9 protein-coding genes and 1 pseudogene are annotated in these 14,832 nt (G+C 63.4%); 4 read left to right on the top strand and 6 right to left on the bottom strand.

Annotated elements, in window-relative coordinates; translation table 11 throughout:
* Nucleotides 1–198: pseudogene (locus H926_RS0122555) on the bottom strand (DNA-protecting protein DprA); the annotation flags it as partial.
* Complete coding sequence (plsY, locus tag H926_RS0122550; protein ID WP_022678265.1) at nucleotides 198–809, bottom strand: glycerol-3-phosphate 1-O-acyltransferase PlsY; 612 nt, start codon at nucleotides 807–809, stop codon at nucleotides 198–200. The gene plsY and the pseudogene H926_RS0122555, both read right to left, overlap by 1 nt.
* Nucleotides 810–893: 84 nt before the next feature.
* Here plsY and murI point away from each other — a divergent pair, with 84 nt between their 5' ends.
* Together murI and hemA are read left to right on the top strand one after the other, a co-directional pair.
* Nucleotides 894–1,724: a glutamate racemase gene (murI, locus tag H926_RS0122545; protein ID WP_022678264.1), complete on the top strand. Its 831-nt coding sequence runs from the start codon at nucleotides 894–896 to the stop codon at nucleotides 1,722–1,724.
* A 312-nt stretch (nucleotides 1,725–2,036) separates the two neighbouring features.
* The gene (hemA, locus tag H926_RS0122540; RefSeq protein ID WP_022678263.1) at nucleotides 2,037–3,263 is read left to right on the top strand and encodes a 5-aminolevulinate synthase; all 1,227 of its coding nucleotides are present in this window, start codon (nucleotides 2,037–2,039) and stop codon (nucleotides 3,261–3,263) included.
* Nucleotides 3,264–3,402: 139 nt separating this feature from the next.
* On the opposite strand, the gene katG is transcribed toward hemA, so the two are convergent.
* Entirely contained in the window at nucleotides 3,403–5,670 is a 2,268-nt protein-coding gene (gene katG, locus H926_RS0122535) for a catalase/peroxidase HPI (RefSeq protein ID WP_043611060.1), read from the bottom strand.
* Between the two features lie 122 nt (nucleotides 5,671–5,792).
* Between katG and H926_RS0122530 the strand changes: the two genes are divergently transcribed.
* The gene (locus H926_RS0122530) at nucleotides 5,793–9,230 is read left to right on the top strand and encodes a TonB-dependent receptor domain-containing protein (protein ID WP_231627570.1); all 3,438 of its coding nucleotides are present in this window, start codon (nucleotides 5,793–5,795) and stop codon (nucleotides 9,228–9,230) included.
* 208 nt (nucleotides 9,231–9,438) lie between these two features.
* Here H926_RS0122530 and H926_RS0122525 read toward each other — a convergent pair whose 3' ends face one another.
* The 3 genes from H926_RS0122525 to H926_RS0122515 all read right to left on the bottom strand — a co-directional run bounded on the left by H926_RS0122525 (nucleotide 9,439) and on the right by H926_RS0122515 (nucleotide 13,426).
* A complete protein-coding gene (locus tag H926_RS0122525; protein ID WP_022678260.1) occupies nucleotides 9,439–10,644 on the bottom strand; it encodes a type III PLP-dependent enzyme in 1,206 nt (401 codons plus the stop codon).
* A gap of 237 nt (nucleotides 10,645–10,881) precedes the next feature.
* On the bottom strand, nucleotides 10,882–12,078 hold the full coding sequence (locus H926_RS0122520) for a carboxynorspermidine decarboxylase (RefSeq protein ID WP_022678259.1): 1,197 nt from the start codon (nucleotides 12,076–12,078) through the stop codon (nucleotides 10,882–10,884).
* A gap of 142 nt (nucleotides 12,079–12,220) precedes the next feature.
* On the bottom strand, nucleotides 12,221–13,426 hold the full coding sequence (locus tag H926_RS0122515; protein WP_022678258.1) for a saccharopine dehydrogenase family protein: 1,206 nt from the start codon (nucleotides 13,424–13,426) through the stop codon (nucleotides 12,221–12,223).
* 221 nt (nucleotides 13,427–13,647) lie between these two features.
* Between H926_RS0122515 and H926_RS0122510 the strand changes: the two genes are divergently transcribed.
* Nucleotides 13,648–14,832, top strand: a 1,185-nt coding sequence (locus tag H926_RS0122510; RefSeq protein ID WP_022678257.1) for a DUF3419 family protein, incomplete at its 3' end; no start/stop codon positions are given.

Raw genomic sequence — 14,832 nt, 5'->3', positions numbered from 1 at the left:
ATCGGCCGGGCGATAGGGCGCCCCGCCCCGCGCCGCCAGGCTGGGCAAAGCCTCCACCGCAGCGCCGGCGCTGCCAAAGCGGCGCAGCAACTGGTAATAGGAAACCGGCCCCACGTTGGGTGAGCGCAGCAGCCGCAGCCGGGCCAGCGCCTCGTCGGACGAAAGCGGCAGGGCCGCAGCTTCGTCCGCGCTGGCCATCAGGCGGCGTCCCCGCCGGTGTTCTTCTTGCCGCCGATCTTCGGCTCGGTTCCAGCGAGCAGGCGGGCGATATTGGCCCGGTGCAAAAAGATCACCAGCGCGGCGATCACGGCCAGCACCAGCGCATAATCGCTGCGCCCGATGGCAAGCGCAGCCAGCGGCGCCACCACCACGGCGGACATGCCGCCGACCGAGGAAATACGCACCAGCGCCAGCATGCCCAGCCACACCACCGCATAAGCCAGCCCGATCGGCCAGCCGAGGCCCAGTGCCACGCCCATCGTGGTCGCCACGCCCTTGCCGCCCTTGAAGCGCAGCCACAGCGGGAAGCAGTGCCCGATCACCGCCGCCAGCGCGACCAGCGCCTCGGTGCCGGGGGCATAGGCGCGGGCCAGCCACACCGCCACGCTGCCCTTGAGCAGATCGAGCAGCAGCGTGCTGGCCGCCAGCCCCTTGCGCCCGGTGCGCAAGACGTTGGTGGCGCCGATATTGCCCGACCCAATCGCGCGCAGATCACCCGCCCCGGTCAATCGGGTGAGGATCAGGCCGAAGGGAATCGCGCCGAGCAGATAGGCCAGGATGCAGGCCGGAAGGGCAAGGTCATGGGTCACGCCGCCGCTCTTAGCCGTGGTTGCGCACAATCGAAAGGTGGCACGCCCTCCCTTTTTACCACCGTTATCGCTACAAGCGCGGCCATGACCGCTGCTGCCACCGCTTCCGATCCCGCCATGCCGCCGGCCGATGCGCCGATCCTGATGTTCGATTCCGGTGTCGGCGGGCTGTCGGTGCTGGCCAAGCTGCGGCAGGTGCTGCCCCAGGCGCCGGTGATCTATGTGGCTGATAATGCGGGCCTGCCCTATGGCACCAAGACCGAGGCACAGATCGCTGCGCGGGTATCGGGCCTGCTCGGCCGACTGACCGAGCGGCTGCGTCCGCGCCTGGTGTGCATTGCCTGCAACACGGCCTCCACCATTGCGCTGGCTTCGGTGCGCGAAGTGCTGGAGGTGCCGATTGTGGGCACGGTGCCGGCGATCAAGCCGGCCGCCGCGATGACGCAGACCGGCGTGATCGGCCTGCTCGGCACGCAGGCCACCATCCGCCAGGGCTATGTCGATCGGCTGGAAGCAGAATTTGCCGCCGACAAGCGCCTGCTGCGGCACGGGGCGCCCGAACTTGTTGCCGCAGCAGAGGCGCAATTGCGGGGCCATGCAGTTGATCCCGCTGTGTTTGCCGCAGCAGCCCAGGCCTTGCGCGAACAGCCGGGCGGCGCCCAGATCGATACCGTGGTGCTGGCCTGCACGCATTTCCCGTTGGTAGAGGCCGAGCTGGGCAAAGCATTCGGGCCTGGCGTACGCTTCATCGACGGCTCTGACGGCATCGCGCGGCGCATCGCGTTCCTTACCCAGGGCCAGGAATTTGCCCGCCGCGTGCCCGACCTTGCGCTGTTCACCCGCCTTGACGATGCCGTGGCCGAACTGGCGCCCACGCTGGCGGCACATGGCCTTGGCCAGGTGGGCAAGGCTTGAGCGTTGCGCCGTGCCGCCTGGGGCATTTTGCCGCATTGACCTAAAGTGCAATCGCTTCGATCACTCAAACCGCAAAAGTCACTTGGCAAGACTTTACCGCGGGGAGTAGAAGCGCCTGGCAACCCGCGACAAACGCCTTTTGGGAGAGAGGTGGCGGGCGCACAACAACGATGTGGCATTATCCAACCCGTGCATTCACCGCAGGATGGGATTTTGTTGCGATAAGACAAAGACGCGGCCGCCTGGCAGTGCTTCATCGCGAGGCAATCCGGGCCCAGCCGGTCAGCTGCAGGAACGAAGGAGCAGCAAGCAGTGAACTACGACCAGATTTTTGATGCTGCCATCGATCGCCTGCACTCCGAAGGTCGTTATCGCGTTTTCATCGATATCCTGCGCAACAAGGGCGCCTATCCCAACGCGCGCTGCTTTGCCGGCCACAACGGCCCCAAGCCGATCACCGTATGGTGCTCCAACGATTACCTCGCCATGGGACAGCACCCCAAGGTGATCGCCGCCATGGAAGAAGCGCTGCACGATGTCGGCGCTGGCTCTGGCGGCACCCGCAACATCGGCGGCAACACCCACTATCACGTCGATCTCGAAAACGAGCTGGCTGATCTCCATGGCAAGCAGGGCGCGCTGCTGTTCACCTCGGGCTATGTCTCGAACGACGCGACGCTGTCCACGCTGGCCAAGGTGCTGCCGGGCTGCGTGATCTTTTCCGACGAGCTCAACCATGCCAGCATGATTGCCGGCATTCGCAACTCCGGCGCGGAAAAGCGCGTGTTCCGTCACAACGATCTGGAGCATCTGGAAGAACTTCTGGCGGAAACCGATCCTGCCGTGCCCAAGCTGATCGCGTTTGAAAGCGTCTATTCGATGGACGGCGATGTCGCCCCGATCCACGCGATCTGCGACCTGGCCGACAAGTACAACGCCCTCACCTACATCGACGAAGTCCACGCCGTGGGCATGTATGGCCCGCGCGGCGGCGGCATCACCGACCGTGACAACGCGGCCCACCGCATCGACATTATCGAGGGCACGCTCGGCAAGGCCTTTGGCGTGATGGGCGGCTATATCGCAGCCGACAGCCGGATCATCGACGTGATCCGCTCCTATGCACCGGGCTTCATCTTCACCACCTCGCTCTCGCCGGTGCTCGTGGCCGGCGTGCTCGCCTCGGTTCGCCACCTCAAGGCGTCATGCGAAGAGCGCGACGCCCAGCAAGCCGCCGCCGCCACGCTCAAGCAGCTGTTCCGCGATGCCGGCCTGCCGGTGATGGACAGCACTACGCACATCGTCCCGCTGATGGTCGGCGATCCGGTCCGCGCCAAGAAGGTGTCGGACATCCTCCTCGCGGAATACGGCGTCTATGTGCAGCCGATCAATTTCCCCACCGTGCCACGCGGAACCGAGCGCCTGCGCTTCACCCCTGGCCCGGCCCACACCGAGGCGATGATGCGCGACCTGACGCAAGCCCTGGTGGAAATCTGGGAACGGCTTGAACTGGAAATGTCGCAGCGCCAGGCCGCCTGACGCTTTCATCCTCAAACACAGGAAAAGGCCCCCGGACCGCAATCCGGGGGCCTTTTTCTTTAAGCCCCATCCTCTTCAGCGGATGGGGTTTGGGGATGGTGGAAACCAGGCACCGGCCCAGCCCCCACCTCCACCCATATCAGAACCGATCTGCGTTCATCACCTTGGTCCAGGCCGCGCCGAAATCGCGCACGAACTGTTCCTTGGCATCGTCCATGGCATAGGCCTCGGCCACGGCGCGCAGTTCGGAATTGGAGCCAAAGATCAGGTCCACCGTCGTCGCCGTCCAGCGCGGCTTGCCGCTGGCACGGTCGCTGCCCTGATAGAGGCCCGCGGCCTTGTCAGACTTCTTCCATACCGTGCCCATGTCGAGCAGGTTGACGAAGAAATCATTGCTCAACGTGCCAGGCTTGGCAGTGAGCACGCCGTTGGCCGAATGGCCGGTATTGGCATCGAGCGCGCGCATCCCGCCCAGCAGCACGGTCATTTCCGGCACGCTCAGGCCCAGCATATCGGCCTTGTCCACCATGGCTTCCGCCGGGCCCTGCCAGTTCGACGGGGCATCGTAATAGTTGCGGAACGGATCAGCCACGGGTTCGAGCACGGCAAAGCTGGCCGGGTCGGTCTGCGCCTGGGTGGCATCGACACGGCCTGGCGTGAACGGCAGCGCCAGCGTGACGCCGCCCTTGGCTGCGGCCTGTTCCACCGCCGCATTGCCGCCCAGCACGATCAGATCGGCCAAGCTCACCTTCTTGCCGCCCGGTGCGGTCTTGTTGAAGCCGGCCTGGATTGCCGCCAGCTTGGCCAGCACCGCGTCAAGCTCGGCCGGATCGTTGACCGCCCAGGCCTTTTCGGGGTTCAGGCGAATGCGCGCACCATTGGCGCCACCGCGCATATCGGTGCTGCGGAACGTGCTGGCCGAAGCCCAGGCGGCGCGGATCAGTTCGCGCTGGCCGAGCCCGCTCGCCAGAATCTGCCCCTTGAGCTTGGCGATGTCACCGGCATCGATCATGGCGTAGTCGGCCTTGGGCAGCGGATCCTGCCACAGGAACGATTGCGCTGGCACGTCAGGGCCGATGTAGCGCCCCTTGGGGCCCATGTCGCGGTGGGTCAGCTTGAACCAGGCGCGGGCAAAGGCATCGGCAAACGCCTGCGGGTCCTTGCGGAACTTGAGCGCGATGGCGCGGAAGCCGGGGTCTTCCTTCACCGCGATATCGGTGGTGAACATCATCGGCGCGTGTGTCACGCCGGCCAGATGCGCATCGGGCACGATCTGCACGTCCTTGGCGTTCTTGGGCGTCCACTGCTTGGCACCGGCCGGGCTGGTCGTCAGCACCCAGTCAAACCCGAACAGGTTGTCGAGATACTGCGTGGTAAACGCGATCGGATTGGCCGACCATGCGCCTTCCAAGCCGCTGGTCACGGTGTCTTCGGCGTTGCCCTTGCCGCACTTGTTCTTCCAGCCGAAGCCCTGGTCTTCCACCGGGGCGGCTGCCGGCTGCGGGCCGGTGCATTCCTCCGGCTTGTGCGCGCCGTGCGCCTTGCCGAAAGTGTGGCCACCGGCGATCAGCGCCACAGTTTCCTCGTCGTTCATCGCCATGCGGCCAAAGGCGCGGCGGATATCGGCCGCTGCCGCAATCGGATCGGGATTGCCGCCCGGCCCTTCGGGATTCACATAGATCAGGCCCATCTGCACCGCGGCGAGCGGGCCCTTGAGCTGGCCATTGGCGCCGATGCGGCTGTTCGCCCCGTCGAGCCACTTCTTCTCGCTGCCCCAGAACACCATGTCCGGCTCCCACGCATCGACGCGGCCACCGGCAAAGCCCAGGGTCTTGAAGCCCATCTGCTCCAGCGCGACGTTGCCGGTCAGCACCATGAGATCGCCCCACGAGATCTTGCGGCCATACTTCTGCTTGATCGGCCAGAGCAGGCGGCGCGCCTTGTCGAGGTTGGCGTTATCTGGCCAGGAATTCTGCGGATCAAAGCGCTGTTCGCCGCCGGCCGATCCGCCACGACCATCGACCGTGCGATAGGTGCCGGCGCTGTGCCAGGCCATGCGGATGAAGAACGGGCCGTAATTGCCATAGTCGGCCGGCCACCACGGCTGAGACGTGGTCAGCACCTTGGCGATGTCGGCCTTCACTGCCGCCAGATCGAGCGTCTTGAACGCAGCAGCATAATCGAAATCGGCGCCATAGGGATTCGATTTCACGTCATTCTGGCGCAGCGGCGACAGGTCGAGGCGGTTGGGCCACCAATCCTTGTTGGTAGTGGCAGTCTCACTCGCGGCCATGGCCGTGGGTGCGGTTGCGGCGGGGGCCGCTGCTTCGGCATGGGCCAGCGATGTGCCCCAAGGGGCAGTCATCGCCAGACACAAAGCGCCCAGCGAGCGATGAATATGACGCATTGCAACAATCTCCTGCGTTTTGATAAGACAAGCATAGGCGCTGCCGCAAACGCGATGGCGTGCGGCACGAATTGTTTCCGAATATATTCAGACCAACAGAACGAACGCGACCATCAGGCAAAATGCCTGATGACAGGTTAGAAACAGCAATTTCGTGGATTTCAGATCATGTCATCCCGGCGTTGCAAATACACTTCCCCTTCATCACGAGTTCAGGGTGTGTCTTTCCGCAATTCGTGGCTTGGCGGAAACAGATTTATCCGGTCACAAAGATTGCCGAAATCGATCATGCGGAAAAGGGCGGGAACCAAGGTGCAACCACGTGCGTTGCAGCGCGCGAGCGATGCCGTGTGTTGCGAACGAATGCCGCAGTATTGCCCCAAAGGCCAGGGTGTAACCTGGCTGCAACACCCGGACAAGCCATTGATCGAATTGGCGCAAAACAGTTGCGTTTTGATACCTCCCACGCAAGTTTGGTCGCACTTGCAACAAACGGGGGCTTTATGGCCGCGACTACTTTTTCGCAGCGCCGCATGCGTGCCTTGGCAGCTACGGCGTCATTCCTTGTTCCTCTGACCCTGGCTGGCGTGGCGCACGCACAATCCACCGACGCGGCCCCCGCCTCGGCGGAACAGGCTGCACCGGCCGACGCGTCCGACGCCGAAATCGTCGTCACTGGTTCGCGCATCACCCGCGCGCCGATCACCGACCAGCCCGTGGCCACGCTCGGCAGCGACCTGATCGAGCAGCGCGGCTATACCAACGTGGGCCAGGCGCTGCAGCAGCTGCCGGGCTTCGGCGTTCCGGGCAACAGCGTCGCCGGTGACCAGGGCAGCTTCGGCGCCGGCCAGACCTTTGCCAACCTCTATAACCTGGGTTCGCAGCGCACGCTCACCCTCGTCAACGGCATGCGCTTCGTCAGCCCGGCGACCGGCTCGATCTTCGGCGCCGTTGCCGGCAGCCCGGTGGACCTCGGCCAGATCGCGCCGAGCCTGGTTGACCGCATCGAAGTCGTCTCGGTCGGCGGTGCGCCGATCTATGGCTCTGACGCGATCGCCGGTACCGTCAACATCCTGTTGAAGAAGAACTACGACGGCGTGGAAGCCAATGGCTCCTATGGCCTGTCGAAGTATGGCGACGGTCAGGACTACAACTTCTCGGTGCTAGCCGGCAAGAATTTCGCCGAGGGCCGCGGCAACATCACTGCCAACTTCTTCTACGACAAGCAGAACGGCATCACCGGCGCGCAGCGTCCGACCACCTATGGTGGCGAGGCATCGTTCTTCGGGACGGCCTTGGGCGATACCACGTATGCCTACCAGCTCTACGGTGGCGGCCTGCACTATAACGTGTTCACCAACACCGGCATGCCGATGTATCGGGACAACTATCCGATCCTAGGCAATGCTCCAGCTGCCGCGATCACCAACGCAGGTGGCCAGGCACTGGTCTTCAACCGTGCCGGCCAACTGGTGCCGTTCAAAAATGGTCAGGAAACTGGCAGCCTCATTTCCCAGGCTGGCGGTGACGGCTTTGCGATCGGCGACTACAGCAACTTCCTCGTTTCGTCTGAGCGTTATCAGGGCACTGTCCTCGCGCACTACGATGTGAGCGACAGCATCCGATTCAATGGTGAAGTTTGGTTCAGCCGGAATTACGCGTCGAACACTGCTGGCCAGCCGTTTTATAACTATCGTGGTTTCGGCCGAGCGGGCGACACGAACGGCAACCTTATCCTAAGCACGGATAACCCGTTCCTGAGCGCGGCGGATCGCGCCACGATCATCAGCAGCCTGACGGCGAACGGCGCCAACCCCAGCCGCTTCTACATGTCGCGCGCGAATACCGATCTTTCGACGGGCGAATTCCGCACCAGTTCCGACCTTCTACGCTTTGTTGGCGGGCTGACCGGCGATATTCAAGCAGGTGAACGTAAGCTCACCTGGGAAATCAACGGCACATACGGCCGTTCCATTTCTAGCACCACCTCGCGCGAAATCGTCACGCAGAATTTCTTCAACGCGCTTGATGCCACCACCGACGGCACTGGCAACATCATCTGCCGCCCGGGCTATACCAATGCCGCGATTGCCACGTTCAGCTCCACTTGTGCGCCGCTGAACATCTTTGGCAATGGTAACGCCAGCAAGGCCGCGCTCGATTATATCACCGCACAGGCGACCACCCGCCAGATCAACAAACAGTCTGACATCATCGCCGATATCAAGGGCGATCTCGTCAAGCTGCCGGGCGGCTTTGCCAAGTTCGTGCTGGGTTACGAGCATCGCTATGAAAGCGCGCGTTTCGATCCGGGTGCGTTCTATTACGGCCAAGACAACGGCGACGGCACGCGGTCGCAGTATGGCAACTCGATCCCGATCGATCCGGTGGCGGGCAGCTACAACACCAATGAAGGCTTTGGCGAAATCAGCCTGCCGTTTATCTCGCCCGACAACGCAGTGCCGGCGGTATATCGCTTCGAAGTCAACGCGGCGGGCCGCTATGTGAAGAACAGCATCGCTGGCGGCTTCTGGACCTATACCGGCGGCGCCACTTATGCACCGGTCAAGGACTTGACGCTGCGCGGCAATTACACCCGCTCGTTCCGCGCACCGTCGATTACGGAATTGTTTGCACCGATCGGGTCGATTTTCGACACCGCCAACGACCCGTGCGACAAGCGGTACATCAATCAGGGGCCAAACCCGACGAACCGCGCCGCCAACTGCGCCGCAGCGGGCGTTCCCGCCAACTTCACATCCAACGTGGTTGACTATACAGCGCAGGGCACCTCGGGTGGCAATCCGAAGCTGCGCAACGAAGTGGCCAACAGCTGGACGATCGGCGGCGTGTTGCAGCCCAGCTTCCTCCCTGGCCTGACGATCACCAGCGACTATGTGAATATCAAGATCAAGAACGAGATCGCAACGCTCAGCCTGACCGATCTCATGAACGCCTGCTATGACTCGGCCAGCGGCAGCAGTCCGTATTGCAGCACGTTCTCGCGTGACGCGGAAGGCCAGGTTAATGGCTTTGCCGAAGGCAACTACAACATCGGTCTGGAAGTGTTCCGGGCCCTGCAGACCTCGGCCAAGTGGAACCTCCCGCTCAGCCGCCTCGGCCTGCCTTCGTCGGCCGGTGCATTGCTGTTCGACGTGAACTACCTGCATACCTTCCGCCACTACTACCAGATCGGTGAAGGCGATTTCACCAAGACGGTGGGCGGCGTTGCCGAACCGACCGACAACTTCACGGCAACGGCAGTCTGGGCCACCAAGTCGATCAACTGGATGTGGCAGGCTACCTACTATGGCCCGGCCAAGGTTGCGGTGAACTCGGCCGACACGGTGTATCAATACCCGCGCGTGGGCGCCTATGTGCTGTTCAACAGCGCACTCGGCTTCAACGTCAACGACCGTTTCAGCCTGCGCTTCAACGTCAACAACGTCTTCAATCGCAGCCTGCCGTTCCCCTATGCCCTCGGCAGCGCGACTTCGACCCGCTACTACGACGCTGTGATGGGCCGCTACATGCGCGTTACGGCTGGCATCAAGTTCTGATGACCACGGCTGCGTGGCGGTTTCGGCCGCCATGCAGCACGGGCCGCAACGCCCCATACTACACAACAAAAAAGGCCCCGCCGATGCGATCGACGGGGCCTTTTTTCTGGGTTGCGACCCGATTGGACTCGGGATGTGGGCAAATTATATCGATTGCAACATGACACAAAAATGAACCGGCGGACCGCAATCCGCCGGTTTCATATTTTCAGCGCAGCGAAACCACGTTGTCGCCGGTGCGCAGGTGGCGACGGCTGCCGTTGTACTGGCTGGCCATCGGCTCGTCCGCCACGGTGTAGGTTTCCACCGCTTCAAAGCCATTGAACGCGGTCTTCATCGCCGCACCATAGGCACCGAGCATACCGATCTCGATATAGTCGCCGGCACGGACATCGCCGGGCAGCGGGAACGGCCCTTCCATGAAGTCCATGTCGTCGCAGGTCGGGCCATAGAAGCTGAAGTCCTGCGCCTCGACGCTGCCAGCGGCATCGTTGTCGGCTTCGCGCAGCAGGCGCACCGGAAAGCGCCAGCCCACATGTGCGGCATCAAACAGCGCGCCATAGGCGCCGTCGTTGATGAACAGCTCGTTCTCGCGGCGCTTTTCAACGCGCACGATGATCGAGTTGTATTCCGCGCACAGCGCACGGCCCGGCTCGCACCACAGCTCGGCCGAGTAGGACACCGGCAGCGATTCGTAGGTACGGTCGATCAGCGCGAAGTAATCTTCGAGCGGCGGCGGCTCCATGCCCGGATAGACCGACGGGAAGCCCCCACCCACGTCGATGATGTCCACCGTGACGGCAGCATCGACGATCGCGGCACGGGCCTTTTCCAGCGCCAGGACATAGGCATGCGGGCTCATCGCCTGGCTGCCCACGTGGAAGCACACGCCCAGGCAATCGGCCAACTGGCGGGTCTGCTGCAGCAGTTCACGCGCATCGACCAGGTCCACGCCGAACTTCGAAGCGAGGCTCAGTTCCGAATGCTCGGACGAGACACGCAGACGCACGCAGAGCGTGAGATCGGTGGCACCGTTGGTCGCTTCGCGGATCTTTTCCAGCTCATCGAGCGAATCGAGGCTGAACGTCCGCACGCCGTAGGCGTGATAGGCCTCGGCAATGGCGCGCGGCGCCTTGACCGGGTGCATGAAGCACAGCGTGGCTTCAGGCAGCGTGGCGCGCACCAGCTTGACCTCGGTGATCGAGGCGACGTCATAGTGCGTGACACCGGCGTCCCAGAGGATGCGCAGGAGGTCAGGAGAGGGGTTCGCTTTGACAGCATAGAGCGACTTGCCCGGAAACTTCTCGACAAAGAAGCGGGCTGCGCGCGCGGCTGCATGCGGGCGGTTCAAAATGGCGGGTTGGTCAGGCGCGGTGGCGCGAACTACAGCCCGTGCATCAGGATGAATGTGCAACTCAAGGGACCCCCAAACGGAACGTGGAACGAAAGCTGCCTTGCGGTTTGGAAGTCCCCATGGGGCAGCGAGGAAGCGCTAAATAAGGCTCAGGGGGGGAACTTCAAGCGAAAAAATCCCCCTTTCACAAATCTGTCACAGTGCCAGCCTCGGACTGGCGCACCCCCGCCCCGTCCGGGCGCAGGCAGCACCTCGACGGTGGCGGGCAACAGACTGTTTTGAAGAGATATTCTCCGGTCAGCTCAGCCGGTCGCGGAAATCTTCATAGGCAAAACGACGCACCAGCTTGAGCGTGTCCGCCGCGCTGTCCCACAACCAGATCGAGGGCAGCGGCACACCGTTGAACGTGGTGGTCTTGACCATCGAATAATGCGCCTGATCCAGGAACGCGAAACGCACGCCCGGCTCGGCCGGAACCGGCAGGCGATAGTCGCCGATCACGTCCCCCGCCAGGCACGATGGCCCGCCCAGGCGCACCTGGGCATCGCCGGCGCCATCCTCGTATTCGTCGATCGGCAACTCGCCCAGCATGGCCGGCCGATAGGGCGCCTCGATCACGTCGGGCATATGACACGTGGCCGAAATGTCGGTGATGGCGATCTCCATGCCGTTCCAGTGCCGATCGAGCACCGTGCCCACCAGGATGCCGGCGTCGAGCGCCACGGCCTCACCGGGCTCGAGATAGATCTCACAGCCAGTCTGGGCCTTCACTTCGCGCAGGAAGGCCACCAGGTCATCGCGCTGGTAATCCGCGCGCGTCACATGGTGGCCGCCGCCAAAGTTCAACCACTTCAACTGGCCCAGGAACGGCGCGATACGCGGCAGCAAGGCGTCCCAGGTGCGGCGCAGCGGCTCGAAATCCTGCTCGCACAGCGTGTGGAAATGCAGGCCGGACACGCCCTCGAGATGCTCTGGCTGCAACTGGTCCACCGGAAAGCCCAGGCGCGAATGCGGCGCGCAGGGGTCATAGCGCGGCACTTCACCTTCCTGGTGCAGCGGATTGATCCGCAGGCCCACGTCGAACGCCTGGCCATCGGCGCGCGCCTGCGCCAGCACGGGGGCAAAGCGCGCGATCTGGAACGGCGAATTGAAAATCACATGGTCCGAAAGCGCGCAGATTTCGGCCAGGTCTTCCGCCTTGTAGGCCGCGCAATAGGTCGCGATCTCGCCCTGGTAGTGCTCGGCCGCCAGCTTGGCCTCCCACAGGCCAGACGTGCACACGCCGTCGAGGTATTCGCCCACCACGGGCGCCACCTGCCACATCGAAAAGGCCTTGAGCGCGGCCAGAACCTTGATCCCGGCCCGATCGCGAATGTCCGCCAGGGTTGCCAGATTACGCCGCAGGGCCTGCACATCGACGACGAAAGCTGGGCTGTCGACGCGCGACAGATCGAAATGGGCGAAGGCGCCCGGATCACCGGCTCTGGTTTCCATGAAGGTGCGGCCTTTCTGTGGTGTGCGGGTGGCTTCCACCACCCCCAACCCCCTCCTCTGAAGAGCAGGGGGCTATTTGGGTCTTACTCCCCCTCCTCTTGAGAGGAGGGGGTCGGGGGGTGGTGCGAGGCCTTGCGAGACCTCAGAACTGCAGTGGGCCTGCCAATTCCTTCACCTGCCAGGGCAGGCCATGCTGGTTGAGCATGTCCATGAACGGATCGGGATCGAGCTGTTCGATGTTGAACACGCCCTCGCCCTTCCACAGGCCCTGCACCATCAGCGCCGCGCCGATCATCGCCGGAACGCCGGTGGTGTAGCTGATCGCCTGGTTGCCGGTTTCGGCAAAGGCGTCTTCATGGTCGCAGATGTTGTAGATGTAGAACGTCTTTTCAACGCCGTCCTTGGTGCCGGTGGCAATATCACCGATGTTGGTCTTGCCCTTGGTGGTGGCGCCGAGCGACGCCGGTTCGGGCAGCACGGCCTTGAGGAACTGCAAGGGAATGATTTCCTTGCCTTCATAGACCACCGGATCGATCCGCGTCATGCCCACGTTCTGCAGCACGGTGAGGTGCGTGATATAGGCGTCGCCAAACGTCATCCAGAAACGGATGCGCTCGATTTCGGGCAGGTGCGTCTTCAGGCTTTCGATTTCCTCATGATACATGAGGTACATGTTCTTGGGGCCGACCGCCTCGAAATCGAACTGCTGGCGGATGGTCAGCGCCGGGGTTTCCACCCATTCGCCGTTCAGCCAGTGGCGCGCCGGGGCCGTCACTTCGCGGATGTTGATTTCCGGGTTGAAGTTGGTGGCAAAGGCCTGGCCATGATCGCCGCCGTTGCAATCGAGAATGTCGAGCGTGCGAATCGTGTCGAGCTTGTGCTTCTTGAGCCAGCCGGCGAAGACCGAGGTCACGCCGGGATCGAAGCCCGAACCGAGCAGGGCCATCAGGCCCTTTTCCTTGAAGCGTTCCTGATAGGCCCACTGCCACTTATATTCGAACTTGGCTTCTTCGCGCGGTTCGTAGTTGGCGGTGTCCATATAGTGCACGCCGGCCGCCAGGCACGCGTCCATGATCGTCAAATCCTGGTAGGGCAGTGCCAGGTTGACCACCAGCATGGGCTTCACCTGGTTGATCAGCGCGGTGGTGGCGGCCACATCGTCTGCGTCGATCTGATAGGTGGCCACGTCAACACCGGTGCGTTCCTTCACCGATGCGGCAATCGCGTCGCACTTGCTCTTCGTGCGGCTGGCGAGCGCGATCCCGGTAAAGATATCGGCATTCATCGCCATCTTGTGGACCGCGACCGAGCCGACGCCACCGGCGCCAATCACAAGAACCTGAGCCATGGTCACTCCATAATTCGAGAAAACAGGGGGCATTTGGCCTGCCCGGCACAGGGCAGACCCATCATGGGCAGGCCCCATAGGGCAAGCACATGACAAACCCAAGTCCTATTGCGGGCAACGCAACCGGGGCGAAACCCGATATGCCGCCGGGTTTGCCATATTACCGCAACGCCGCTGCCTTAAACCGGTCCCCATCCATACGAATGGGAAAGACACTGGCCATGGAACTCCAACGCCACCGGGGCCAACCCGGCGCCGGCAACCCGATCACCCGCTCTGTCGTGCGCAAGGGCGCCGGCGTTGCCCACCGCCTGCTCGATCATGCCTTTGCCCTGGCGTTTCGCGGGCTGGTCTATGCGCAGATCTGGGAAGACCCGGATGTCGACATGGACGCCCTGCAGATCCTGCCCGACAGCCGCGTGGTGGCCATCGCCAGCGGCGGGTGCAACGTGCTGTCCTATCTGGTGGCCGATCCCGAAAGCATCACGGCGGTCGATCTCAACACCGCGCATATCGCGCTCAACAAGCTCAAGCTGGCGGCGGCGCAGGGCCTTCCCGACCATGCCGCCTTCCACCGCTTTTTCGCCCAGGCGGATAGCCCGGCCAACATCGCGGCCTATCGCGCGCATCTGGCGCCCATGCTCGATGAGCCGACGCGCCGCTATTGGGAAGGACGCGACCTGATTGGCCGGCGCCGCATCGGCGGCTTTTCCAAGGGCATCTACAAGCGCGGGCTGCTCGGCAATTTCATCGGCGTGGCGCATCTGCTGGCCAAGCTCTATCGCATCGACCTGGCACAAATCCTGGCCGCCCCCACGCAAGAGGCGCAGCGCGCCGTGTTCGAGCGCGAACTGGCGCCGGTGTTCGACAAGCGCTTCGTGCGCTGGCTGACCGACCAGCCCGCCGCGCTGTTTGGTCTTGGCATCCCCCCGGCGCAGTTCGATGCCCTGGCCGGGGACCAGCGCATGGCGCAAGTGCTGCGCCGCCGCCTGGAAAAGCTGGCCTGCGATTTTCCGATCGAAGAGAACTATTTCGCCTGGCAGGCCTTTTCGCGCGGCTATGCCCGCGATGGTGATGGGCCGCTGCCGCCCTATCTCCAGGCCGGGAACTGGGACGCCGTGCGCGCCCGCGCCGGCCGCGTGACCGTGCTTCACGCCAATTTCACCGAGCATCTCGCCACGCTGCCCGATGCCTCGCGCGATCGCTATGTCCTGCTCGATGCGCAGGACTGGATGACCGATACCCAGCTCAACGCGCTGTGGCAGCAGATCACCCGCACCGCGCGGCCCGGCGCCCGCGTGCTGTTCCGCACTGCGGCCCAGCCCACGCTGCTGCCAGGCCGCGTGGCGCCCGACCTGCTTGACCGCTGGACCTATCACGCGCAGGCCAGCGCCGGCTTTACTGCG

The sequence above is a fragment of the Novosphingobium sp. B-7 genome, assembly GCF_000410615.1.
Taxonomy (GTDB): domain Bacteria; phylum Pseudomonadota; class Alphaproteobacteria; order Sphingomonadales; family Sphingomonadaceae; genus Novosphingobium; species Novosphingobium capsulatum.
Note: the sequence above shows the minus strand (reverse complement) of the source record. Positions and strands in the feature narration are given on the sequence as shown.

Coding starts and splice junctions, on each gene's coding strand:
- katG (WP_043611060.1), bottom strand. CDS start 5,670: ATGCGTCATATTCATCGCTCGCTGGGCGCTTTGTGTCTGGCGATGACT.
- murI (WP_022678264.1), top strand. CDS start 894: ATGACCGCTGCTGCCACCGCTTCCGATCCCGCCATGCCGCCGGCCGAT.
- H926_RS0122520 (WP_022678259.1), bottom strand. CDS start 12,078: ATGGAAACCAGAGCCGGTGATCCGGGCGCCTTCGCCCATTTCGATCTG.
- H926_RS0122515 (WP_022678258.1), bottom strand. CDS start 13,426: ATGGCTCAGGTTCTTGTGATTGGCGCCGGTGGCGTCGGCTCGGTCGCG.
- H926_RS0122530 (WP_231627570.1), top strand. CDS start 5,793: ATGCCTGATGACAGGTTAGAAACAGCAATTTCGTGGATTTCAGATCAT.